Annotated in this window: 13 protein-coding genes, 15 tRNA genes and 3 rRNA genes; 6 read left to right on the top strand and 25 right to left on the bottom strand. The window is 45.7% G+C overall.

Annotated features, from left to right (window positions below; genetic code table 11):
- Window positions 1-93 precede the first annotated feature (93 nt).
- On the top strand, window positions 94-885 hold the full coding sequence (locus ACN6MV_RS04435; protein WP_375104838.1) for a MerR family transcriptional regulator: 792 nt from the start codon (window positions 94-96) through the stop codon (window positions 883-885).
- 74 nt (window positions 886-959) lie between these two features.
- Here ACN6MV_RS04435 and aroD read toward each other — a convergent pair whose 3' ends face one another.
- Together aroD and rbsK are read right to left on the bottom strand one after the other, a co-directional pair.
- On the bottom strand, window positions 960-1,724 hold the full coding sequence (gene aroD / locus ACN6MV_RS04430) for a type I 3-dehydroquinate dehydratase (protein ID WP_419885793.1): 765 nt from the start codon (window positions 1,722-1,724) through the stop codon (window positions 960-962).
- 54 nt (window positions 1,725-1,778) lie between these two features.
- Complete coding sequence (gene rbsK / locus ACN6MV_RS04425; RefSeq protein ID WP_419885792.1) at window positions 1,779-2,711, bottom strand: ribokinase; 933 nt, start codon at window positions 2,709-2,711, stop codon at window positions 1,779-1,781.
- Window positions 2,712-2,963: 252 nt separating this feature from the next.
- Between rbsK and glgP the strand changes: the two genes are divergently transcribed.
- Both glgP and katA read left to right on the top strand, forming a co-directional pair.
- Complete coding sequence (glgP, locus tag ACN6MV_RS04420; protein WP_419885791.1) at window positions 2,964-4,577, top strand: alpha-glucan family phosphorylase; 1,614 nt, start codon at window positions 2,964-2,966, stop codon at window positions 4,575-4,577.
- 254 nt (window positions 4,578-4,831) lie between these two features.
- On the top strand, window positions 4,832-6,289 hold the full coding sequence (gene katA / locus ACN6MV_RS04415) for a catalase KatA (RefSeq protein ID WP_419885790.1): 1,458 nt from the start codon (window positions 4,832-4,834) through the stop codon (window positions 6,287-6,289).
- Between the two features lie 191 nt (window positions 6,290-6,480).
- Here katA and ACN6MV_RS04410 read toward each other — a convergent pair whose 3' ends face one another.
- On the bottom strand, window positions 6,481-6,675 hold the full coding sequence (locus ACN6MV_RS04410) for a sporulation protein Cse60 (RefSeq protein ID WP_042124253.1): 195 nt from the start codon (window positions 6,673-6,675) through the stop codon (window positions 6,481-6,483).
- A gap of 398 nt (window positions 6,676-7,073) precedes the next feature.
- Between ACN6MV_RS04410 and ACN6MV_RS04405 the strand changes: the two genes are divergently transcribed.
- Window positions 7,074-7,529: a GreA/GreB family elongation factor gene (locus tag ACN6MV_RS04405; protein ID WP_076121435.1), complete on the top strand. Its 456-nt coding sequence runs from the start codon at window positions 7,074-7,076 to the stop codon at window positions 7,527-7,529.
- Window positions 7,530-7,631: 102 nt separating this feature from the next.
- On the opposite strand, the gene ACN6MV_RS04400 is transcribed toward ACN6MV_RS04405, so the two are convergent.
- The 20 genes from ACN6MV_RS04400 to ACN6MV_RS04305 all read right to left on the bottom strand — a co-directional run bounded on the left by ACN6MV_RS04400 (window position 7,632) and on the right by ACN6MV_RS04305 (window position 19,517).
- The gene (locus ACN6MV_RS04400; protein WP_339289282.1) at window positions 7,632-8,096 is read right to left on the bottom strand and encodes a YdeI/OmpD-associated family protein; all 465 of its coding nucleotides are present in this window, start codon (window positions 8,094-8,096) and stop codon (window positions 7,632-7,634) included.
- 102 nt (window positions 8,097-8,198) lie between these two features.
- Window positions 8,199-8,269, bottom strand: a tRNA-Gly gene (locus ACN6MV_RS04395).
- A gap of 12 nt (window positions 8,270-8,281) precedes the next feature.
- Window positions 8,282-8,355 (bottom strand) — tRNA-Pro (locus tag ACN6MV_RS04390).
- 30 nt (window positions 8,356-8,385) lie between these two features.
- Window positions 8,386-8,462: transfer RNA gene (locus tag ACN6MV_RS04385), tRNA-Arg, on the bottom strand.
- Between the two features lie 8 nt (window positions 8,463-8,470).
- Window positions 8,471-8,545 (bottom strand) — tRNA-Gly (locus ACN6MV_RS04380).
- Window positions 8,546-8,551: 6 nt separating this feature from the next.
- Window positions 8,552-8,635, bottom strand: a tRNA-Leu gene (locus tag ACN6MV_RS04375).
- 15 nt (window positions 8,636-8,650) lie between these two features.
- Window positions 8,651-8,726, bottom strand: a tRNA-Lys gene (locus ACN6MV_RS04370).
- 7 nt (window positions 8,727-8,733) lie between these two features.
- Window positions 8,734-8,808 (bottom strand) — tRNA-Gln (locus ACN6MV_RS04365).
- A 16-nt stretch (window positions 8,809-8,824) separates the two neighbouring features.
- Window positions 8,825-8,902: transfer RNA gene (locus tag ACN6MV_RS04360), tRNA-Asp, on the bottom strand.
- Window positions 8,903-8,927: 25 nt separating this feature from the next.
- Window positions 8,928-9,004, bottom strand: a tRNA-Met gene (locus ACN6MV_RS04355).
- A 72-nt stretch (window positions 9,005-9,076) separates the two neighbouring features.
- Window positions 9,077-9,153: transfer RNA gene (locus ACN6MV_RS04350), tRNA-Met, on the bottom strand.
- A gap of 17 nt (window positions 9,154-9,170) precedes the next feature.
- Window positions 9,171-9,246: transfer RNA gene (locus ACN6MV_RS04345), tRNA-Val, on the bottom strand.
- A 6-nt stretch (window positions 9,247-9,252) separates the two neighbouring features.
- Window positions 9,253-9,324, bottom strand: a tRNA-Glu gene (locus ACN6MV_RS04340).
- A gap of 130 nt (window positions 9,325-9,454) precedes the next feature.
- Window positions 9,455-9,547 (bottom strand) — tRNA-Ser (locus ACN6MV_RS04335).
- Window positions 9,548-9,552: 5 nt separating this feature from the next.
- Window positions 9,553-9,628, bottom strand: a tRNA-Asn gene (locus ACN6MV_RS04330).
- A 3-nt stretch (window positions 9,629-9,631) separates the two neighbouring features.
- A tRNA-Ile gene (locus ACN6MV_RS04325) sits at window positions 9,632-9,708 on the bottom strand.
- Window positions 9,709-9,765: 57 nt separating this feature from the next.
- Window positions 9,766-9,882: ribosomal RNA gene (gene rrf / locus ACN6MV_RS04320) — 5S ribosomal RNA — on the bottom strand.
- Window positions 9,883-9,954: 72 nt separating this feature from the next.
- Window positions 9,955-12,883, bottom strand: a 23S ribosomal RNA gene (locus ACN6MV_RS04315).
- A gap of 259 nt (window positions 12,884-13,142) precedes the next feature.
- Window positions 13,143-14,700: ribosomal RNA gene (locus ACN6MV_RS04310) — 16S ribosomal RNA — on the bottom strand.
- The 16S, 23S and 5S rRNA genes sit together here with 15 tRNA genes alongside, the layout of an rRNA operon.
- Window positions 14,701-15,170: 470 nt before the next feature.
- Window positions 15,171-19,517, bottom strand: coding sequence for an S-layer homology domain-containing protein (locus ACN6MV_RS04305; protein ID WP_419885789.1), 4,347 nt, complete (start codon window positions 19,515-19,517; stop codon window positions 15,171-15,173).
- 167 nt (window positions 19,518-19,684) lie between these two features.
- Here ACN6MV_RS04305 and ACN6MV_RS04300 point away from each other — a divergent pair, with 167 nt between their 5' ends.
- Window positions 19,685-19,810, top strand: a complete 126-nt coding sequence (locus tag ACN6MV_RS04300) for a DUF4023 domain-containing protein (RefSeq protein WP_052414454.1) — start codon at window positions 19,685-19,687, stop codon at window positions 19,808-19,810.
- A gap of 111 nt (window positions 19,811-19,921) precedes the next feature.
- Here ACN6MV_RS04300 and ACN6MV_RS04295 read toward each other — a convergent pair whose 3' ends face one another.
- Together ACN6MV_RS04295 and ACN6MV_RS04290 are read right to left on the bottom strand one after the other, a co-directional pair.
- Window positions 19,922-20,626, bottom strand: a complete 705-nt coding sequence (locus tag ACN6MV_RS04295; protein WP_419885788.1) for a hypothetical protein — start codon at window positions 20,624-20,626, stop codon at window positions 19,922-19,924.
- Between the two features lie 189 nt (window positions 20,627-20,815).
- Window positions 20,816-21,337 (bottom strand): GNAT family N-acetyltransferase, encoded by a 522-nt coding sequence (locus ACN6MV_RS04290; RefSeq protein WP_076120079.1) that lies wholly within the window; start codon window positions 21,335-21,337, stop codon window positions 20,816-20,818.
- 164 nt (window positions 21,338-21,501) lie between these two features.
- On the opposite strand from ACN6MV_RS04290, the gene mbcS reads away from it, so the two are divergent.
- Window positions 21,502-23,097 (top strand): acyl-CoA synthetase MbcS, encoded by a 1,596-nt coding sequence (mbcS, locus tag ACN6MV_RS04285; RefSeq protein ID WP_339291237.1) that lies wholly within the window; start codon window positions 21,502-21,504, stop codon window positions 23,095-23,097.
- Window positions 23,098-23,177: the final 80 nt, after the last annotated feature.

Below are 23,177 nucleotides of genomic sequence, written 5' to 3'. Positions count from 1 at the left end.
ATAACAGCGGCAGTCTTCCCAATGATCTTCAGCGGGTAACTGCCGCTGTTTTGGGTACGCTAAAAAAACATTTGACCTTCACGCTACGTAAAGGTGTACATTGAGTTTGTAGGAGGTGATACTACGGAATACACAGTACAGAAGCTCGCAGAGCTAGCTGGAATCAGCACGCGAACCCTGCGCTACTACGATGAGTTTGGCATTCTTAAGCCGGCGAGAATCAACTCCTCGGGGTATCGTATCTATGGCCGCGCTGAAGTAGATCTACTACAGCAAATTTTATTTTATCGAGAGCTTGGCTTAAGCCTGGAACGAATCAAAGCTATAATGACCGAACCGTCCTTCGACGGGGCCAAGGCGCTACGGGAGCATCATGACAAGCTGCTTGAAAAGAGACATCAATTAGACCTATTAATTGCTAACGTCGAACAGACGCTGGCTCACCAAGAAGGGAGAATGACCATGAGTGACGCTGAAAAATTCGAAGGCTTTAAGCAAAAGCTGGTAGACGATAACGAGAAGAAATACGGTCAAGAAATTCGTGAGAAATACGGGGACAGCACCGTGGATCAATCAAACAAGAAGCTTAAAGGCATGTCAGAGGAGCAATATGCGGCTATACAGCAGCTTGAGGAGGAGATGTTCGAGACGCTAGTGCAGGCAATGGAGCATGGAGATCCTGCCAGTGTATTGGCGCAAAAAAGTGCTGATCTACACCGCCAGTGGCTATCCTTCTACTGGGATTCCTATTCCAAAGAGGCGCATGCTGGTGTTGCGCAAATGTATGTTGATGATGAGCGTTTTACCAAGTATTATGACAAGCGGAGCCCTGGGCTTGCTGCTTTCTTAAGGGATGCTGTTCACGTATACACGGGAACAAAATAATGAAATAGAAATAGAGCGGCATCGGAAATCCGGTTGCCGCTCTATTTCTATTATTCGGAACCTTGCAATAACTCCTATAGACTGCGATGCAGCAGCGACAGTACATTGCGCAGCTCAACCACAGCAATCTGACCTGGTGCAGAAGGCTTATGCGCCGCTCCGAAGGTTAGCGCTGAACCGAAAACTTCTCCGGCTAAACGGCTGATTACCCCAGCTCCCGCCATGGACATCGTTATAATCGGGCGGTCCGCATATTGTTCTTTCATCTTATGGGTAGCTTCTAGTAATGTCAGTACATCCCCCGCATCCTGAGGCATCACCGCGATTTTGGGCAAATCTCCGCCAAGCTCCTGTGCCTTGCATAGCCGCGAGATGATCTCCTCTTGAGAAGGTGTTCCATGAAAATCATGATTCGATATAATAACAGCCACGTTATGAGTATGAGCAGTCTCGACTAGTAACTTTACATCCTGTTCCTCATTGAATAATTCAACATCTATTATATCTGCTAATCCGCTTTCGGCAGCAGCTATATTCAACGCTATGTAATATTCCGTGCTGACCTGCTTTTCGCCGCCTTCTTTGGCACTCCGAAAAGTAAAAATCAGTGGTAACTCCGGAATTACAGAATGAATTTGTTTTAACGCTGACTTAACCGCCTCTACGTCTTCAACTTCATCAAAAAAATCCGTCCGCCACTCCACCAAATCGGGACTCAGTTCTTTCAACGCTTCGGCTTCCTGTTTCAATTCATACAAGGTAGCTCCAATCAACGGAACACATATTTTAGGAATTCCTTCGCCGATGATCACATTTTTAACAGTTACTGTCCTGCTCATAATTTCAGCCCCTTATCCAGTCGTCTACTATAGATTCTGTACTTGTTTATTCTACTACCGATACATGTTTAGAAACTGTTCAACCTCTGATAACTGCGGTAGCGATGGGATTGCTCCTTCTTTCCCTACAGCCAGTGCTCCAACAGCGTTAGCGAAGCTCACAGCTTCTTCCAACGTTTTGCCTAAAACCAATTGCTGGGCTAATGCCCCATTGAATGAATCTCCCGCAGCAACCGTATCTATCGCCTTGACCGGGAATCCCGGAACTGACTTAGCACCCTCAGCATTAACGATTAATGCACCTTTAGATCCCAAAGTAACGATAACGTTCTTAACACCCTTTTGCAGCAAAATACGGGCCGCCTGTTCAGCAGTCTCTAAACTATCTACCGTCATTCCAGTCAAAATCCCCGCTTCAGTCTCATTAGGAGTCAGATACGATACTTGACCCAGCATCTCATCTTTAAGCACTCTTGCTGGTGCTGGATTCAGAATGACCGGAATTCCATGACGATGTGCAATGGCAATAGCATGCTCACTCATCGCCAGTTCCATTTCAAGCTGCATCACAATCATCTCAGCCTGACTAATTACAGACTCTAACGCCAGTATATCGTCCACAGATAGATCAATATTCGCTCCGGGTACAACGATAATCCGATTCTCTCCATCTTCTTCAATAACGATTGAAGCTACGCCCGTTGCCTCAGTTTCACTCACCGAGATATGCTCTATATGAATACCCTCTTGCTTAATAATCTCCAGCATTTCGCTTCCAAAGGTATCTTTTCCGACGCTGCCGATCATACTAACCTCAGCACCTAGACGGGCTGCAGCAACGGCTTGATTCGCTCCCTTTCCACCGGGAGATAGAGCAAATGCTTGTCCCATAAGTGTTTCTCCTGCATTCGGTGCCCGGTTCGTACGTACTACCATATCCATATTTAAGCTTCCAATCACAACTATACCCAACTTAGACACCACCATTAATTATTTCTTCAATCTCTTTATCTTAGGGTCTTCCCTTCACTTTATCAATCACTTCCGTCGATTTTGCCCCTAATTGGCTATTTTCACCAAATCGACGTTATGCTTTTACAGATAAAGTGTGCTAGAATAATGTTGTGCAATCGCTTCCACAACGATTGTCGACTGTTTTTTGAGCAAACGTTTGCATCGTAGATAATGCCAGCAGCTTTACTGCAATTCAATCTAATCCGCGATTAGGAGGCTTATCAAGTGAACGAACAAAAATTACCATCAGTAGCTTATTTCAGTATGGAGTACGGGTTACATTCCGATTTCAAAATGTATGCCGGAGGGCTTGGAATTCTTGCCGGTGACTACATTAAGGGAGCCAAAGATATCAACGCTCCTATCATCCCTATTGGGCTGAAGTGGAAACAAGGTTATACGGACCAAAAGATTGATGCGAACGGAAATCCGTACGACTCCTATCACAATTATGTTTATGATTTTCTAGAAGATACAGGGGTTAAGGTAACCGTTAAAGTCAGAAAGACCGATGTGGTGTGCAAAGTATGGAAGACTGATTATTTTGGCAACAGCACGTTGTATTTACTGGATACGGATATCCCCGAGAATAATGATGCCTGGATTACCGGACAATTGTACGGCTGGTTTGGCGAGGAACGAATCGCACAAGAGATCGTGCTTGGTATCGGTGGAGTCAAAGCTATGCGTGCGCTAGGAATTCCGATTGATGTCTATCATTTCAACGAAGGTCATGCAGCCTTAGCAGCCATCGAGCTAATCCGTGAGAAAATGTCAGGAGGCAACACCTTTGAGGAAGCTTGGAAAGCTACTCGGGAAGAGGTTGTGTTCACTACACATACGCCGATAAAAGAAGGCAACGAAACCCATCCGCTAGATCGCCTAGAGTACATGAGTGCATTCAATGGATTAACCCGCGAGCAGATGGAGCGAATCGGTGGTGATCCGTTCAACATGACGGTTGCCGGTCTGCGACTCTCCCGCATATCTAATGCAGTAGCGCAGCTTCATGCGGATACAGCTAATAAAATGTGGAAAGAGGTTGCTGGAAGATCGGACATCATTGGTATTACTAATGCTATTCATACCCCTACTTGGGTAGATGAAAGAATCACGCAAGCCTATGAAGAAAATGGCGATCTATGGGCAGTACATCAAGAAATTAAAGGTGAACTGATTGATTTTATCAAAGAACGGTCCGGCATTAGTCTAAATGCTGACAATCTACTCATTGGCTTCTCACGCAGAGCTGCTCCTTATAAACGTAGTGACCTGATTTTCTCGCAGCCGGAAATTATTGAGCCTTATCTGGAGTCTGGAAAAATACAAATCGTCTTCTCTGGCAAAGCCCATCCGCTCGATGATAACGGCAAAAAAATTGTCAGCAATCTAGTGGCGATGATGAAAAAATATCCAAAAAGTGTTGTCTTCTTGGAAAACTACGATATGACTATCGGAGCACAGCTGACTCGCGGTTCTGATATTTGGCTCAACAATCCGCGTAGACCGCTGGAAGCAAGCGGAACCTCCGGGATGAAAGCAGCTATGAACGGTGTATTGAACTGTTCCATACTAGATGGCTGGTGGCCGGAAGCCTGTATAGATGGCGAGAATGGCTGGCAGATTGGAGACGGCTTTGAGACAACCGACTTCGAGGTTCTGGATAAGCATGATAGTGATGCGTTATACGACACCTTATTAAATCGTGTACTCCCTACCTATTACGAGAATCAGGACAAGTGGATACAAATGATGAAGAAGAGTATTGAAACGACTCGTACCGAATTTGCCACCAAACGAATGCTAGATGAATATTACAACAGAATGTATATTAAATAATAAGTGTAGACAACGGATATCTTTCTTTCAAAAAAGTACAGCGTACCCCTCCAGCGATGGTAGAGGTACGCTGTTTCTTTTTTAATTCTGGTTAGCAATTAATCACTAGATCTATCATATACTTCTGAATGTAACGGCGATTACCACATACTGTAATGTGTCAATTATTCAAAAAGTATTGCATTTTCTCCAAAAAACATTAATATAGAACTTATACTAAATCTAAAATCAAATCTTACGAGGTGATACTATTAATGAGCTCCAATAATAATAATCTTACAACCAGCTGGGGTGCTCCAGTAGGCGACAATCAAAACTCAATGACAGCCGGTGATCGCGGTCCTACTTTGCTGCAAGATGTTCATCTGCTTGAGAAATTAGCCCACTTTAACAGAGAACGTGTTCCTGAACGCGTCGTTCATGCTAAAGGCGCTGGCGCTCATGGGTACTTTGAGGTCACTCAAGATTTGACCCAATATACAAAAGCAAATTTCTTGTCTGAGGTAGGCAAGCGTACACCTCTGTTCATCCGTTTCTCAACGGTAGCTGGTGAGCTAGGTTCTGCTGATACTGTTCGGGACCCTCGAGGTTTTGCTGTGAAATTCTATACCGAAGAAGGAAACTATGATCTCGTAGGTAACAATACACCTGTATTCTTCGTTCGTGATGCAATCAAGTTCCCTGATTTTATTCATACACAGAAGCGTGATCCACAGACACACTTAAAGAACCCTAATGCGGTTTGGGACTTCTGGTCTTTATCACCGGAATCTCTACATCAGGTTACGATTTTGATGTCAGATCGCGGAATTCCAGCTACGCTGAGACATATGCACGGGTTCGGAAGCCACACCTTCAAGTGGGTAAATGCCGAAGGCAATGCCGTCTGGGTGAAATATCATTTCAAAACAGAACAAGGCATTAAGAACCTTGCTCCAGATCTTGCCGCCAAAATAGCTGGGGAGAACCCAGATTATCATACAGAAGACTTGTTCAATGCTATTGATAAAGGAGATTTCCCAGCGTGGAAGCTCTACGTGCAGATTATGCCGATCGAAGATGCGAACACTTACCGCTTTGATCCATTTGATGTAACCAAAGTATGGTCACAAAAGGATTATCCATTAATTGAAGTTGGCCGCATGGTATTGGATCGCAATCCAGAGAACTACTTCGCGGAAGTAGAGCAAGTTACGTTCTCTCCTGGCTCTTTCGTCCCTGGTATTGAAGCTTCTCCTGATAAATTGCTACAGGGTCGACTGTTTGCTTACGGCGATGCTCACCGTCACCGTGTAGGACCTAACCATAACAGCCTGCCTATCAACCGTCCAAAGGTAGAAGTGAAGAACTATCAACGTGACGGCGGTATGGCACTCGGCAACAATGGCGGATCAGGTGCTTATTACGAGCCTAACAGCTTAGGTGGACCTAAAGAAGCACCACAGTACAAAACATCACCATTCGAAGTATCTGGAAATGCCGACAGTGTCTCCTATAATAGTGATGATCATTACACACAACCTGGTGACTTGTATCGCCTGATGAGTGAAGAAGAACGTACCCGTCTTGTTCAAAATATCGTAGGCGCTATGACACCCGTTGAAAGTAACGATATTAAACTTCGTCAAATTGTACACTTTTATAAAGCTGATCCAGAATTGGGACAGCGTGTCGCATCCGGTTTAGGATTATCTGTCCCAGACGGAGTGTAAGACTGTAAATGCACTTATACAAACAAAGAGGACCTTTACCCGTAATGGGAAAGGTCCTCTTTGTTTGTAAGAAAAGTTATCGATTTAAGTATTCCAATTTAGGGGCTAATTAGCTAAACATATAATACATAAGAACGATCACGATGCACAGCGTGGAGACAACCGATAAGCATGAAAAAAACGTATTCCAGTTATTGCCTTTCATTTGTCTTATACACGACCAGTATTGTGCTTCTTTGATGCTCTGCCCCATCACGTGAAGATTTAACTATCGAACCGTAACAGATATTCACAATCTGTTCCTCCCGCAGCCCTGCCAAGAACTCATTTGCCTTATTCTCAGCATACGAATTATCCGCATCTACAAACTCTTTTACTTGAATCATCCTGATCTCTCCTTTTGATAAATTTATTAGTTAATTTTTATGTCTAGATTCTATAGGTAAACTCAACGAAATGTACATGGCGCGTATCACTCCCCTGGTAACATTAATGTAAAAACATCATCGAAATATAGTATAGGCATTCCGCAGTTTTCTACGAAATGCCTATAACATCAGCCTATCATAGCACCCAAATATGTAATAGTCAAACGTTTTAAATACAATATTTAGTAAGAATTAATTGCCTTTACAAAATGGATTGGATTTACATATAGAAGCTGTTATACTGATCAGAAGGTTCCCTCTAGGGGACCTCTATTTGTATAGGAGGGATTTTAATATGGCAACGCGTCATAACAAATTTGCAAAGAATGTGCTACTTAGAGGGGGTGAAATCTACTATGAACCATAGTCTAATTTATGAAGGCTCAAGGACACAATTGGTCCAGCAGCTTATATATTTTGATGAGGAAAAAATCGCATTTCTAAATCAATATTTCCCGGAACGAAGTAAACAAAGAAGCAATGCTGAAACGTTGCTGTCCCGTTATTGCTCCGAGCTGGAACAACTACTATCCCGTTTTAATGGAGAAGAATTGAACTCACTCGTATTGATTGGAAGTCAGCTTCAGCTTCGTTACTTAGACGACAATACTACAGATACCTACACCATCGTATTTCCAAACCAGGCTGAACCCAATGATAACAAGATTTCAATGTTCTCGCCTATTGGCATGCAGCTACTGTTAGCTCAGATCGGTAGCACATGCCAGTTAGCCATACCTTCAGGTGAACTGTCGGTAATGATCGAAAGTATTAAGTTCGTGAATTGTGGTGAGGTAGCCGTTCTTATTTAAGCCACCCCGCGCATATCCACCAACGTAAACAGCGTCCTCTTCCTTATGACGGGAAAGGGACGCTGTTCTTATGTTCATACCTTGCATCGATTATTCGTATTCTTATTTTAGCCTCAATCCATCTGCGAGCTTGCTAACTGATTTCTCGATACGAGATGCTCTGGTTTCAGGTCTTTTCGCCGCTTCGATCCAAGATACATATTCCTTCTGATAAGAATAAGCCAGACCGTTGTAATAAGCTTCTGCCTGCTCATGGCTACTCAGCGCATCAAGGAAATCCTCTGGAGCTTCTACCTCTCGTAATTGATGATCCTGCTCCATCGTCACACGCACAATATCACCAGGTTGAGCTTTGGCCAGATCCCGTAGTTCTTTCTTTACCACCATAAAATACTTTCCGTTTCCATGGGGCATAAGCGTTCCTCTATAGGGGATTCCATTTACAGTTCCTTTTACCTGTACCCTGGACTTTGTTTCAAATATTTGTTCGGCATCAAAAGGGACGTTAAGATAAGTCCAGCTCCCACTTGCATCAGGTCGCACTAATTTAGCTTCGAATTCAAACATAGCTACCTCCTCAACTAAAAGCCCTAAGTTCTATTGTATCCATATGAATGTAACTATACAAAAAAACACCTGCCTATAATAGACAGGTGTTTCTTAATTATAAGCGGGTGATGGGAATCGAACCCACGCTATCAGCTTGGAAGGCTGAAGTTCTACCATTGAACTACACCCGCAAAGGTATAAAATCGGGATGACACGATTTGAACATGCGACCCCCTGGTCCCAAACCAGGTGCTCTACCAAGCTGAGCTACATCCCGTCAAAACATGTAATGACTTAGTAATAAAAATGGCGCGCCCTGAGAGATTCGAACTCCCGGCCTTTTGATTCGTAGTCAAACGCTCTATCCAGCTGAGCTAAGGGCGCAAAAATTATGGAGCGGAAGACGGGAATCGAACCCGCGACCCTCGCCTTGGCAAGGCGATGCTCTACCGCTGAGCCACTTCCGCAAAATATGGTGCGCGTGAAGGGACTTGAACCCCCACGTCGTGAAACGCCAGATCCTAAGTCTGGTGCGTCTGCCATTCCGCCACACGCGCACACTTTAAAAATAATGGTGAGCCATGAAGGACTCGAACCTTCGACACCCTGATTAAAAGTCAGGTGCTCTACCAACTGAGCTAATGGCTCTCATAAATGGCTGGGGATATAGGATTTGAACCTATGCATGACGGAGTCAAAGTCCGTTGCCTTACCGCTTGGCTAATCCCCAACAATAATTAACTAAATGGCGGAACCGACGAGATTCGAACTCGCGATCTCCTGCGTGACAGGCAGGCATGTTAGGCCAACTACACCACGGTTCCACAGACATAATGCATAAATGTAAATTGGTTGCGGGGGCAGGATTTGAACCTGCGGCCTTCGGGTTATGAGCCCGACGAGCTACCGGGCTGCTCCACCCCGCGTCATTTAATAAGTATATACTATTCATTTACACTACGCCAGCTAGTCCCAAAACATCATGCTTAAGGAAAATTTGGTTGCGGGGGCAGGATTTGAACCTGCGGCCTTCGGGTTATGAGCCCGACGAGCTACCGGGCTGCTCCACCCCGCGTCGTTCTTAAATGAATATGGTGGAGGCTGAGGGGATCGAACCCCCGACCCTCTGCTTGTAAGGCAGATGCTCTCCCAGCTGAGCTAAGCCTCCATGTTATGACCCGTATGGGATTCGAACCCATGTTACCTCCGTGAAAGGGAGGTGTCTTAACCCCTTGACCAACGGGCCATGCTAATAAACTTTATGGCGGAGAGAGAGGGATACTCTCACTACGATCGAGATTGCGAAGCATTCCTAACGAAGCTTATGCTTCAACGAACCACCTAGGCTTCTCATCCCTAACAGGGAAGTAAATTCATGGCGGAGAGAGAGGGATTCGAACCCTCGAGACGCTTGTGGCGCCTACACGATTTCCAATCGTGCTCCTTCGGCCAAACTCGGACACCTCTCCATAAATGGCTCCCCGAACAGGACTCGAACCTGTGACAACTCGATTAACAGTCGAGTGCTCTACCAACTGAGCTATCAGGGAATATGGTGGGCCTTAGTGGACTCGAACCACCGACCTCACCCTTATCAGGGGTGCGCTCTAACCAGCTGAGCTAAAGGCCCTTTTAAGACATACGAATATTAAGGGCAAAAAAAATACCACGGGTAATGTGGTTGTCCGCTTGGCGGCGTCCTACTCTCCCAGGACCCTTCGGTCCAAGTACCATCGGCGCTGGAGGGCTTAACGGTCGTGTTCGGGATGGGTACGCGTGGAACCCCTCCGCTATCGCCACCAAACGGGCATTACAGCGTAATGCTCAGGCTTAATCGCCTGAAAACTGAATCCGAATTGAATTTGCATTTTAAGTATAGGATAAGCCCTCGACCGATTAGTATTGGTCAGCTCCATGCATTACTGCACTTCCACCTCCAACCTATCTACCTCGTCGTCTTCAAGGGGTCTTACTAATTGGGAAATCTCATCTTGAGGGGGGCTTCACGCTTAGATGCTTTCAGCGCTTATCCCGTCCGTACGTAGCTACCCAGCCATGCTTCTGGCGAAACAACTGGTGCACCAGCGGTACGTCCATCCCGGTCCTCTCGTACTAAGGACAGCTCCTCTCAAATTTCCTGCGCCCACGACAGATAGGGACCGAACTGTCTCACGACGTTCTGAACCCAGCTCGCGTACCGCTTTAATGGGCGAACAGCCCAACCCTTGGGACCTACTTCAGCCCCAGGATGCGATGAGCCGACATCGAGGTGCCAAACCTCCCCGTCGATGTGGACTCTTGGGGGAGATAAGCCTGTTATCCCCAGGGTAGCTTTTATCCGTTGAGCGATGGCCCTTCCATGCGGTACCACCGGATCACTAAGTCCGACTTTCGTCCCTGCTCGACTTGTAGGTCTCGCAGTCAAGCTCCCTTATGCCTTTGCACTCTTCGAATGATTTCCAACCATTCTGAGGGAACCTTGGAACGCCTCCGTTACTCTTTAGGAGGCGACCGCCCCAGTCAAACTGCCCGCCTGACACGGTCCCCGTACCCGATTAGGGCACTAGGTTAGAACCTAGATACGATCAGGGTGGTATCCCAACGGCGCCTCCACCGAAGCTTGCGCTCCGATTTCTACGGCTCCCACCTATCCTGTACAGATCGTACCCAAATTCAATATCAAGCTGCAGTAAAGCTCCATGGGGTCTTTCCGTCTTGTCGCGGGTAACCTGCATCTTCACAGGTATTAAAATTTCACCGGATCTCTCGTTGAGACAGCGCCCAAGTCGTTACGCCATTCGTGCGGGTCAGAATTTACCTGACAAGGAATTTCGCTACCTTAGGACCGTTATAGTTACGGCCGCCGTTTACTGGGGCTTCGGTTCATAGCTTCGGGTTACCCCTAACCACTCCCCTTAACCTTCCAGCACCGGGCAGGCGTCAGCCCGTATACTTCGCCTTGCGGCTTCGCACAGACCTGTGTTTTTGCTAAACAGTCGCTTGGGCCTTTTCACTGCGGCCCCCTCGTGCTATTCACACTACCGGGGCACCCCTTCTCCCGAAGTTACGGGGTCATTTTGCCGAGTTCCTTAACGAGAGTTCTTCCGCGCGCCTTAGAATTCTCTTCTCGCCTACCTGTGTCGGTTTGCGGTACGGGCACCTTCTCCTGGCTAGAGGCTTTTCTTGGCAGTGTGAGATCATGACCTTCGCTACTACAATTTTCGCTCCCCATCACAGCCCAGCCTTAATGATGTGCGGATTTGCCTACACATCAGCCTCACTGCTTAGACGGACATATCCATCAGTCCGCGTCACTACCCTCCTGCGTCACCCCATCGCTCGTAGCGGATTACGGTGGTACAGTAATTTCAAACTGTTGTCCTTCGACTACGCCTTTCGGCCTCGCCTTAGGTCCCGACTTACCCTGAGCGGACGAGCCTTCCTCAGGAAACCTTGGGCTTTCGGCGGATCAGATTCTCACTGATCTTTTCGTTACTCATACCGGCATTCTCACTTGTATGCTGTCCAGCGCTCCTTACGGTACACCTTCAACCCACATACAACGCTCCCCTACCCCAGATACATACGTATCTAGCCATAGCTTCGGTGGTGTGTTTAGCCCCGTTACATTTTCGGCGCAGAGTCACTCGACCAGTGAGCTATTACGCACTCTTTCAATGGTGGCTGCTTCTAAGCCAACATCCTGGTTGTCTGTGCAACTCCACATCCTTTCCCACTTAACACACACTTGGGGACCTTAGCTGATGGTCTGGGCTGTTTCCCTTTTGACAATGGATCTTAGCACTCACTGTCTGACTCCCGGCAATAAGTATATGGCATTCGGAGTTTGACTGAGCTTGGTAATCCTTGCGGACCCCGCACCCAATCAGTGCTCTACCTCCACTACTCTTATACCGAGGCTAGCCCTAAAGCTATTTCGGGGAGAACCAGCTATCTCCGAGTTCGATTGGAATTTCTCCGCTACCCCCACCTCATCCCCGCACTTTTCAACGTGCGTGGGTTCGGGCCTCCAGTGCGTGTTACCGCACCTTCACCCTGGACAGGGGTAGATCACACGGTTTCGGGTCTACGTCCACATACTAAATCGCCCTATTCAGACTCGCTTTCGCTGCGGCTCCGTCTTCTCGACTTAACCTTGCATGTTAAACGTAACTCGCCGGTTCATTCTACAAAAGGCACGCCATCACCCATTAATAGGGCTCTGACTTTTTGTAAGCACACGGTTTCAGGTTCTATTTCACTCCCCTTCCGGGGTGCTTTTCACCTTTCCCTCACGGTACTGTTTCACTATCGGTCGCCAGGTAGTATTTAGCCTTAGCAGATGGTCCTGCTGGATTCATACGGGGTTTCACGTGCCCCGCACTACTCGGGATCCGTCTCGGAGAGAACACAGTTTAGGTTACAGGGCTTTTACCTCTATCGCGGGCCTTTCCAGACCTCTTCACCTACCATATTCCTTTGTAACTCCATGTGAGACGTCCCACAACCCCTAAGAGCAAGCTCTTAGGTTTAGGCTGTTCCGCGTTCGCTCGCCGCTACTGACGGAATCACTATTGTTTTCTCTTCCTCAGGGTACTTAGATGTTTCAGTTCCCCTGGTCTGCCTCTACATACCCTATGTATTCAGGTATGAGTAACTGCGAATTACCACAGCTGGGTTTCCCCATTCGGACACCCCCGGATCAAAGCTTGCTTACAGCTCCCCGAGGCAGTTTCGTTGTTCGCCACGTCCTTCGTCGGCTCCTGGCGCCTAGGCATCCTCCGTGTGCTCTTATTAGCTTAACCTTGATTTTTCCGCAGGAAAATATCATACGATATCTCTCTTGGAATCATCTCACTAATAACATTTACTTGTTTGCACAAGTTGCTAAAAGATGTTCTAAAACGCAAATTCGTTTCGGTATCCAGTTTTCAAGGATCAAGTCTTACTTGAGAGCTTAAACTCTCAAAACTGAGCAACGAGTGAGTAACAGGCCTAAACCTGAGATTTGGAAGTTTAACTTCCGATTTGAATGTCTTCATTGCAGAAGACGATTCTCCATAGAAAGGAGGTGATCCAGCCGCACCTTCCGATACGGCTACCTTGTTACGACTTCACCCCAATCATCTACCCCACCTTCGGCGGCTGGCTCCCTTGCGGGTTACCCCACCGACTTCGGGTGTTGTAAACTCTCGTGGTGTGACGGGCGGTGTGTACAAGACCCGGGAACGTATTCACCGCGGCATGCTGATCCGCGATTACTAGCAATTCCGACTTCATGCAGGCGAGTTGCAGCCTGCAATCCGAACTGAGACCGGCTTTGATGGGATTGGCTCCACCTCGCGGCTTCGCTTCCCGTTGTACCGGCCATTGTAGTACGTGTGTAGCCCAGGTCATAAGGGGCATGATGATTTGACGTCATCCCCACCTTCCTCCGGTTTGTCACCGGCAGTCACTCTAGAGTGCCCAACATTACTTGCTGGCAACTAAAGTTAAGGGTTGCGCTCGTTGCGGGACTTAACCCAACATCTCACGACACGAGCTGACGACAACCATGCACCACCTGTCTCCTCTGTCCCGAAGGCCGCTGCTATCTCTAGCAGATTCAGAGGGATGTCAAGACCTGGTAAGGTTCTTCGCGTTGCTTCGAATTAAACCACATACTCCACTGCTTGTGCGGGTCCCCGTCAATTCCTTTGAGTTTCAGTCTTGCGACCGTACTCCCCAGGCGGAGTGCTTACTGTGTTAACTTCGGCACCAAGGGTATCGAAACCCCTAACACCTAGCACTCATCGTTTACGGCGTGGACTACCAGGGTATCTAATCCTGTTTGCTCCCCACGCTTTCGCGCCTCAGCGTCAGTTACAGCCCAGAAAGTCGCCTTCGCCACTGGTGTTCCTCCACATATCTACGCATTTCACCGCTACACGTGGAATTCCACTTTCCTCTTCTGTACTCAAGTCACCCAGTTTCCAGTGCGACCTCAGGTTGAGCCCAAGGTTTAAACACCAGACTTAAATGACCGCCTGCGCGCGCTTTACGCCCAATAATTCCGGACAACGCTTGCCCCCTACGTATTACCGCGGCTGCTGGCACGTAGTTAGCCGGGGCTTTCTTCTCAGGTACCGTCACTCCGGTAGCAGTTACTCTACCGGACGTTCTTCCCTGGCAACAGAGCTTTACGATCCGAAAACCTTCATCACTCACGCGGCGTTGCTCCGTCAGACTTTCGTCCATTGCGGAAGATTCCCTACTGCTGCCTCCCGTAGGAGTCTGGGCCGTGTCTCAGTCCCAGTGTGGCCGTTCACCCTCTCAGGTCGGCTACGCATCGTCGCCTTGGTGGGCCGTTACCCCACCAACTAGCTAATGCGCCGCAGGCCCATCCCTCAGTGACAGATTGCTCCGTCTTTCATTCTTTCTTCAGGAGAAAAAAGAAATTATCCGGTATTAGCTACCGTTTCCGGTAGTTATCCCAGTCTAAGGGGCAGGTTGCCTACGTGTTACTCACCCGTCCGCCGCTAAGTTATTTTGAAAGCAAGCTTTCAAAATAACTCCGCTCGACTTGCATGTATTAGGCACGCCGCCAGCGTTCGTCCTGAGCCAGGATCAAACTCTCCAATTAGTATTGAAAAGAGCGATATGCTCATTTTGAAACATCTGACGAGAAAATTAATTCTCTAATTTGGAATTCACTTTCGTGATTTCCTACTCACTCGTTGTTCAGTTTTCAAAGATCAAGTTCTCGTTGGCGCCGTTTAATGTCTCAGCAGCAACTCTTATACTATATCATGTTCGGCTATTTAATGTCAAGCTCTTTTTTTTAAATTCTTTTTCGAGCTCGGCATGTGTATTTCTTGGCCGGAATTAGAATATATCATGTATAGAGATTGATTGCAACACTTTTTTATAAATTAATATTACTTCGCATTCCGTTAGTTCATCTTCTTCCGCCTCCGCTTACTTTAGTAAGGGTTTGAACAGTTTAAGAGTTCTTCTAAAAACCGCAATAAACAAAAAGGAGGCCCAGCAGATAAGCTGAGCCCCTTTGTTTGATACTTAGTAAGCTTGAGATCATTTCACACTGATACTAGTTTATTTCTGCCCTTTTTCTAACAAGGAAAGGATTATAGTAACTGCCTCTGCTCTTGTTGCCTTCTGGTTAGGTGCAAATTTATTCTGCCCTACACCATTCACAAGGCCTGATTTCGCTGCTGCTGCAATATACGGCACAGCCCATGCTGGTACATCCTTAGCATCATTGAAGGTTAATGTCGCTTTAGGATCTACTGTAATGCCAAGAGCACGAACAACCATAACTGCTAATTCTGTACGCGTCAGCTCCTGTGTAGGACGGAATGTCCCATCATCATAGCCACTGATAATTTGCAAAGATACAGCCTGTGCTACAAAAGACTTTGCCCATGCTGGAATCTTCGCAGAATCCTTAAAGCTTGATGTATCACCATTGTCCGGCAATTGCAAAGCACGCGCCAGCATTGTGATAAATTCAACCCGATTTACTTTCTGATTCGGACGGAAAGTATCATCCGGATAACCACTAACAAAACCAGCTGCTACTGCTTTCTCGATAACAGCAGCTGCCCAGTGATTGCTAGTATCCGTTAAAGATGGCTTACTAACTGGCGTTGCAGTTGGGGAAGGCGCCGTTGTTGGTGCTGGTGTTGTTGTTGGCGCTACTGTTGGCGTTGGTGTTGCTGTCGGTTTTGTTGTTGGTGCTGTTGTTGGTGCTGTTGTTGGCGCTGTTGTTGGTGTTGTTGTTGGTGCTGTTGTTGGTGCTGTTGTCGGCTCTGTTGTTGGCGTCGGTGTTGGTGTTGGTGTTGGTGTTGGTGTTGGTGTTGGTGTAACTCCACCATTCTCATCACCTTTAACAATGCCGAACTCTTCAAGAACATATGGTTTAGCCTCATTAACATTCTGATCAATCTCATAAGATACAGCTGTCAGCTTCCCTGCATCTACAGTGATACCAACAAAGGTCTGAACTTGACCGCGCATTGGACGCGTAGCATCACTTGGGTCCGCTCCGTATTTAGCAGCTGTATTCTCATTGGCTACTTCAAAGAGGTTATAGTACGCATCTCCCAACTCAGGTTTCATGTTCTTGTAGTAAACCTTTGCTCCTGCTGTAGCTGGAATCAGATAGATCGTTCCATCTGGGTTTACTGTGTACTCCACAGTTTGACCATTGAAGCTTTCCTTGATCTTCACTGTGTCTGCTGCAGTTCCGTCAGCCTTGATTGGCTTCGTCCGTGCATAAATATGATCGTGGCCTTGAAGAACCAAGTCAATGCCCAGTTCAGCCATCATTGGAGCGACTTTCGCTCTTTCTCCATTTGCACCCATAATATCCTTGTCAGTAGCGTGGTTAGAGGTTGTGTATGGTCCTTTATGCATAGCGACGATAATCCACTTCGCTCCAGCAGCCTTCGCTGCTTTTACATCGGCCTTCATCCAATCCAACTGTGCTTTGCTGAAGTTAGCATATTCGTCCGAATTCTCATTCGTGTTCAAGACTACAAAGTGCGCATTGCTGTAATCATAGGAATAGTATGCTCCTGTTTCTGTCGGTGAGCCTGCTGCTTCCTTAATATTGTAGTGCTCATAGAAGGCATTCGCTTTATCCTCATGGTTCCCCGCAACTGGAACAACAGTCGTATTGAGCAAGGTTTCCTGCGAATGGCCAAGCAACCAATTCCACTGTGATTCATTGGTTCCAGTATCTACGATATCTCCGTTAATCGCCACAAACTCTGCATTCGGGAATGTCGTAAGTGCTTTTGCCATCGTTTCACCGGAAAGAATCGCTTCATCTTCCGTCTTAGCCTGTGTGTCTGCCAGATCAATGAAAGTAAATGCACCTGTCTTAGCAGCAGTTTCGAAAGTTCCCACTGCACTCCACAATCCTAGTGCTTTATCACCTACACGGAAGTAGTATTTCGTATCAGCCTTAAGGTCAGAAGCTTCAGCTTTATGAACTAATTCATTCTTTGAATTTCTGGAAACAGCTGAACGTCCTGTAAACTCAGCAGCTTTTGTAAAGTCTGGAGTAACGCCCGTATTCTCTACAACCTGCAGGTCGCTTCCTGCAGATTTCAACGCTGTGTACCAAGTGAATCCTTTAGCACTAACTGGGTCACCGTTAAAGGTAACGGTAACTTTTTTGATAGCATCGGTAGAAGCAACTTTAGCTTCTGAATTTGTTCTGTCACTTACAGCTTTGATAACAAATTGATAGGTTTGGTTTGGATTAGTATTTTCTACAGTGTAACTATAAGAAGTTTGACCTTCTGCATTAGGAACACTGACCGTCCAATTTGCAGATACCAGATCATTTTGCTCATAAATGCGATATCCCGATACTGGTGCACCGGATGCAGGCGCATCCCAAGTTAACGTGATTTTACCGCCATCTGCTACAGTAGCTTTTGCATTCTGCACAGGTTTAACAGCTACGTCAGACTTATGAATGCTGTACTTATCATACAAGTCTGTAGTTCCACCAGTTGTTGTGGTGTAGGCTTCGTACGAGAATTCATCGTTAGTTACAGTCATTCCTGTGAACATTTCCTTACCAGGCTGTTCGTATTTAGCTGCAAAAGGAAACGGACCTGCGCCAACATTATATTTTTTATTGCCCGCAGCATTTGTAATCAGGTATAGCGTACCCTTAGGATCAGTTACCACTCCGTTTTTGTCCGGCTTAATATCCGTCAACGGCTGATTGTTGTACATTTGATAGCTTCTAGTATAGGTGTGGTCATGTCCACCGATAACCATGTCAATACCAAGCTCATCAAATACCTTTGTCAAATTAGCTCTGTAATAGAGTACATCTGTATCATTTGTGTGACTGGCAACAGAATAAGGTGATTTATGCAAGAGCACAACCTTCCACTTCTGATCGCTTTTCGCGGCTTCACTGCGCAGCCACTCTACTTGTTTATTGTAAATTTCATTATTCTCAAGATTCGAGCTAGCACCATAATATTCTGTATTAATAACCATAAAGTGTGCTGAACCGTAGTCAAAAGAATAGACAGAGCCATCTGGTTTTGCGCCCGTATTTGAGACATTAGGTAAATTAAAATGAGTTGTGTAATTGCTATAACTCTTACTTTCGTGATTACCTACCAGTGGAACCAATGGAATATTTGCTAGAATATCCTTTGGTTTATTGAAGAACCATCCCCATTGCTCCTCAATATCACCGTTATCTACCAAATCACCGGAATTCAGAATGAATTCGCTTGTCGGGAATTTAGCCAATCCCTCTTGAAGGGTATGATTCCAAATATCAAAATCACCTTCAGTTGTTCCTTGAGAGTCCGTTGTATATAAGAACTTAAAGGCTTGATTACTCGAGCTTTCCGTTGTAAACGTTCCGATGTCACTCCAATTGTCAGCTTGTCCATCCCCAGCACGGTAAGCATACTCCGTTCCCGGCTGCAATTTGTCGGCAATGACCTTATGGCTAGTCAGTACCACTGGTTTCTTGGCTGACTTATCCGCTTTTGTCATATACACGCTTGTTGTAACAGATGTCCCCTCGTAAGTTTGAGCATCTACTGGAAACTGACCATTCACTACTTTAGAAGCTTCTACTACTTCAAGCTTGGTGCCTGTTACTTTCTCAGGTGCATACCAATTGAACCCCATACTAGTCTGAGGGTTTCCGTTAAAGGTAAGCGCGATTGACTCAGGCTTCCCAACTCCAGGTTCTACAGTCTCTACTACCGGATAAGCAATCAGGTTCATATCCCAGTACAAGTCAGAGCTACCATCACTCGACTGATGAACCTCAGCTGAAAGCTCATTACTTCCATCCTTCAAGTTAGCCTTTACGACTTCAGTAAGGTCTACCTTGGTATATTCGTTTGGATCACTTAAGTTAGTTGAGCTTTTGGTTTGAAAAGTGATTTCACCCGCTGGCATAGCCTCACGGTAGATTTCTTTACCGTTCAGATATAGTACAGCTCCGTCATCAAATGCGAAGTTGCCCAAGATTTTATCGGATTTCGTAATCTCTTCCTTATTCACCATTACGTTTGTACGGAAGTAAGAAGTACGATATTTCATACTCTTATTAGAACCGTAGCTTATATTTGTGTTCAGAGCACCAAATTGCTTGCTGCTGACTCCGGTTCCATTATCTTTATAACCAAGCGGTGCTTGACCAGACGCCCATGTTGAATCGTCGTACACGGACCGCCATACCGTCCCTTGATCTGTTCCATGATCTAGATACTTCCACGTAGAATTCCCTGCCAATAATGTAACAGGCTCTAGCGATTGTAATTGCAGTAATCCAGCATCCCCATTGCTGTCTTCAGCATAAGCTGGCATTCCTGTGAATGTAATTCCCAGTACCATAACGAAAGCTAAGGTCATGGATACAGCTTGTTTAAATAACCTGTTCATAATCAGTCTCCCTTACTGTTCTATGAAATGCTTGCATCCATTTATAGTAACTATCAAATATTTTCGCAATGTCTTTATAAACATAGAAGTTTGTAAAGTACATCATGTATGTATTCTTACAAAAGTGGTTACAGTAACGGCAAGGTTGCCAATCAAGGAGGATAAACATGGACGATACTCATGCTTTTGTAGAAAAAGTACACGACACCCAAAAGAAAGCTGAAAAGAATAAAGAACATCATGGTAAAAGTACACCAAGTCAAAAGCTGCCAAATAAACAGCACAGTAAGTAAAAGCTTTAAATGATCAGCTCTCAAACACAAAAAAAAGCAGCAAGCCTCTCCAACTATGGGAGACTTGCTGCTTTACTTTTTAAAGCACAAAGAGAAGTGTTAAAGAAAACCTTATTTACTCCATTTCACTACATTTACTGCTACTTTTTCTAATTGCGTCTTACTCAGTGTTTTATTTGGGGAACTAATCGTAACAAAACGATCATCCAGTTTATAGGTCAAGAACAACGAATCGCTGGATGGGCTGTACCATTTAGCTTCGGTTCCATTAGAGAGCTTTACGGTCTCACCTTTGTAATCGTAAGCATAATCACGAGGAGAAATGTTCACCTTCATCTGTTTAAACAGAAAGTTCACACCATCATCAGAGCCCACCACTTTTTGGAATGCGTCTCCACTCACCATTTGAGTAGGTGCATAGGCTGTTTCGAAACCTTGGAAGTTGGCGAAGGCTTTAACAATCTCTTCTTTCTGAGTGCTGTTGTATTGTACAGGAGTCAGAGAAATAGTGTCAGTCACCGAGCCTCCTGTGCCCAGAATAACCTGATTGTTCACCGCATCAAAGGTCACAGGCACCTTCATCACATCAGCAATCGCACGTACAGGAAGATAGGTTGTATTGTTATAAGTAATTGGCGCCAACGCGTTCCCTTTATTATCAACCGGCGTATACGCCGTACCGTTCACCTTAAAACCAATGCTGTGATTGAGGTATGCAGTGATTTTTTGAAGTTTAGTTCCCGCATATACACCGGCTGATCCTGTAACTACCATCCCAAACACCATTGTTGCTATGATTATTTTTTTGTTTTTCATAAGTAAGCCCTCCTTGAAAGTTCAATCTTTGTTCTTACTTTAGCTCAAAAAAAATAAGATTATGTCTCTAAGTTGTTTCTTACTTGTACCCATTTTGTAATTAAAAAAATCAAAATATCATTCATTTAACCAAAAATAAAAACAGCAACCCGCTTGTCCTAAAAAGGATCGTACGGGTTGCTGAAGAGATTAACTTTGATACGGTGTTGTAACCTTATACACTTCTGTATATAAAATTTCTCGATATAAATTGAACTCTTCTTCATCGACAGGGTTAGGATAGGTCATGATTTGAAGCGGTAAATCAGCATTTTCCTCACGCAGAGGGGGCTGCACATACTCATAAGGATTCAGATGAAAGCCCAGCCGCTCATAGAAACCGATTCTCCGTTGTTCCATTTCACCCAATGGCGGTTCAACTTCCAAAAGCACAGGTTTGCCTGACTTACGGATATACTCCTCCATCAGCTTTTTACCAATGCCTCCACCTCTTATACTTGGGTCCACTGCGATATGTTCTACAAATCGAAATCCTGGAAACTCCCAGCAAGCTATAAAAGCAATGATTTTCCCCTCAGCATTCACTTCGGTAATCAATCGGTAATGTGGAACATCCAATAACGCCTGTTGTCCCTCATAGGTTCTGATCTCGGAAGTGGGAAAAGAGGCTTCCATAATAGCGAATATTTCATCAAAAGTTGTGTGATTCATAACATAGTTCTCACTTTCTGGATTTATATTTACACAAGTTATCTTAACCTTCTGAACCCTATGATATCAAATTTAAGCATCAAGGTACTAGTACCTGGTACTAGGATAACGTGCTATACTAAGTGTAACAGCTATACACATCTTGTTTGATATAGGAGAGGTTCATATTGGATAATCAGCAGTGGATCGCACCTGAGTACTACAATCTCACTTCGGAAATGGAACGTCATGCACCGGAAAAGATTGCACTTAAGTGGTTGAATGAACTAGGTGACTACGAGGAAATCACTTACGGAGAACTTCGCAAACAAGCTAACCGACTTGCCGGTGGACTCGCAGCACTTGGTCTCGAGCAAGGGGATCGTGTTCTTGTTATGGTTCCACGTCGAATCATCGCTTATGTCATCTATTTAGCATGTCTGAAGCTAGGACTTGCGATTATCCCTTCATCAGAAATGCTTCGCGCCAAGGATTTATCCTATCGTCTGCGGCATGCCGAAGCCAGAGCCGTTATTGCCTGGTCAGAGGTTACTGAGGAAGTAAATAAAATTTCGGAGGATCTGCCTGCTCTGGATTACCGTCTTTCCGTATCTGGCAGCTCTGACGAGCTCGGTAACGGATGGTTAGATCTAGAAGAACTAATGATTGATCAACCGGATGCGTTCAATACAGTCGAAAGCCACCGTGACGATATGGCGATCTTGGCATATACCTCTGGAACAACCGGCAACCCTAAAGCCGTCGTTCATAGTCATGGTTGGGGTTATGCTCACTTGCGGATCACTTCACCTCAATGGCTTGATATTAAAGAAACAGACACCGTCTGGGCAACAGCGGCACCGGGCTGGCAGAAGTGGATTTGGAGTCCCTTTTTATCCGTCCTTGGTAACGGGGCGACCGGCTTTGTATATAGTGGATCTTTTCATCCTAAAAAATATTTGCAGCTGCTGCAGGATCACAACATTGAGGTGTTATGTTGTACACCAACCGAATATCGCTTAATGGCTAAATTGGAAGACCTCAGTCATTATGACTTGTCCCACCTTCGCTGCGCAGTTTCCGCTGGAGAGCCTTTGAATCAAGAGGTCATCAACACTTTTCAACGTGAATTCAATATCACGATTCGTGATGGCTACGGACAGACCGAAAGTACGCTTATCATCGGAACACTTAAAGATACGCCAATTCGAATAGGGTCAATGGGTAAGTCTATTGCTCCCGGTCTAGTTGAAGTGGTAGACGAAGACGGGATTCCGTTACCTGCTGGAGTCGTTGGAGATATCGCAGTGCACTTAAGCATGCCAGCGTTATTCCATACCTATTACAAAGACCCCGGCAGAAAAGAAAGCTGCACTCACGGTGAGTTCTTCGTAACCGGCGACCGGGCGCGGAAGGATGAAGACGGTTATTTCTGGTTCGAGGGCCGTGGAGATGACATTATCATTAGCTCGGGTTACACCATTGGTCCTTTTGAGGTAGAGGAAGCCCTGATGAAGCATGCCTCAGTTAAAGAATGCGCGGTCGTTGCTAGTCCGGATGAAATCCGCGGACACATCGTTAAGGCTTTTATTGTACTGAGGGATGAGACTACCGCTTCTCCTGAGCTTGTGAAGGAGCTGCAATCCCATGTTAAAGAGTGGACCGCTCCTTATAAGTATCCTCGTAAAATCGAATTCATTCAGGATCTTCCGAAAACTGCCTCCGGTAAAATACGGAGAATAGAGCTGCGGGAGCAGGAGAAACGTGCTGCGCAAGATTAAGATCGATATGAAACAGGAGGCTTCATCTTACTGAGGCTTAAAAACAACAAGAGCAGCTAGTCCATAATTGGACTGCTGCT

It is taken from the genome of Paenibacillus sp. B-A-8, from assembly GCF_048572915.1.
GTDB lineage: Bacteria > Bacillota > Bacilli > Paenibacillales > Paenibacillaceae > Paenibacillus_AQ.
The sequence above is the reverse complement of the archived record's forward strand: the minus strand, read 5'-3'. Positions and strand labels throughout refer to the sequence as shown.

What these genes read in the sequence shown, in the direction of transcription:
- ACN6MV_RS04295 (WP_419885788.1), bottom strand. Translation starts at nt 20,626, where the DNA reads ATGAAAAACAAAAAAATAATCATAGCAACAATGGTGTTTGGGATGGTA.
- ACN6MV_RS04410 (WP_042124253.1), bottom strand. Translation starts at nt 6,675, where the DNA reads ATGATTCAAGTAAAAGAGTTTGTAGATGCGGATAATTCGTATGCTGAG.
- ACN6MV_RS04305 (WP_419885789.1), bottom strand. Translation starts at nt 19,517, where the DNA reads ATGAACAGGTTATTTAAACAAGCTGTATCCATGACCTTAGCTTTCGTT.
- aroD (WP_419885793.1), bottom strand. Translation starts at nt 1,724, where the DNA reads ATGAGCAGGACAGTAACTGTTAAAAATGTGATCATCGGCGAAGGAATT.
- rbsK (WP_419885792.1), bottom strand. Translation starts at nt 2,711, where the DNA reads ATGGTGGTGTCTAAGTTGGGTATAGTTGTGATTGGAAGCTTAAATATG.
- ACN6MV_RS04290 (WP_076120079.1), bottom strand. Translation starts at nt 21,337, where the DNA reads ATGAATCACACAACTTTTGATGAAATATTCGCTATTATGGAAGCCTCT.
- ACN6MV_RS04400 (WP_339289282.1), bottom strand. Translation starts at nt 8,096, where the DNA reads ATGTTTGAATTCGAAGCTAAATTAGTGCGACCTGATGCAAGTGGGAGC.
- ACN6MV_RS04405 (WP_076121435.1), top strand. Translation starts at nt 7,074, where the DNA reads ATGAACCATAGTCTAATTTATGAAGGCTCAAGGACACAATTGGTCCAG.
- ACN6MV_RS04300 (WP_052414454.1), top strand. Translation starts at nt 19,685, where the DNA reads ATGGACGATACTCATGCTTTTGTAGAAAAAGTACACGACACCCAAAAG.
- katA (WP_419885790.1), top strand. Translation starts at nt 4,832, where the DNA reads ATGAGCTCCAATAATAATAATCTTACAACCAGCTGGGGTGCTCCAGTA.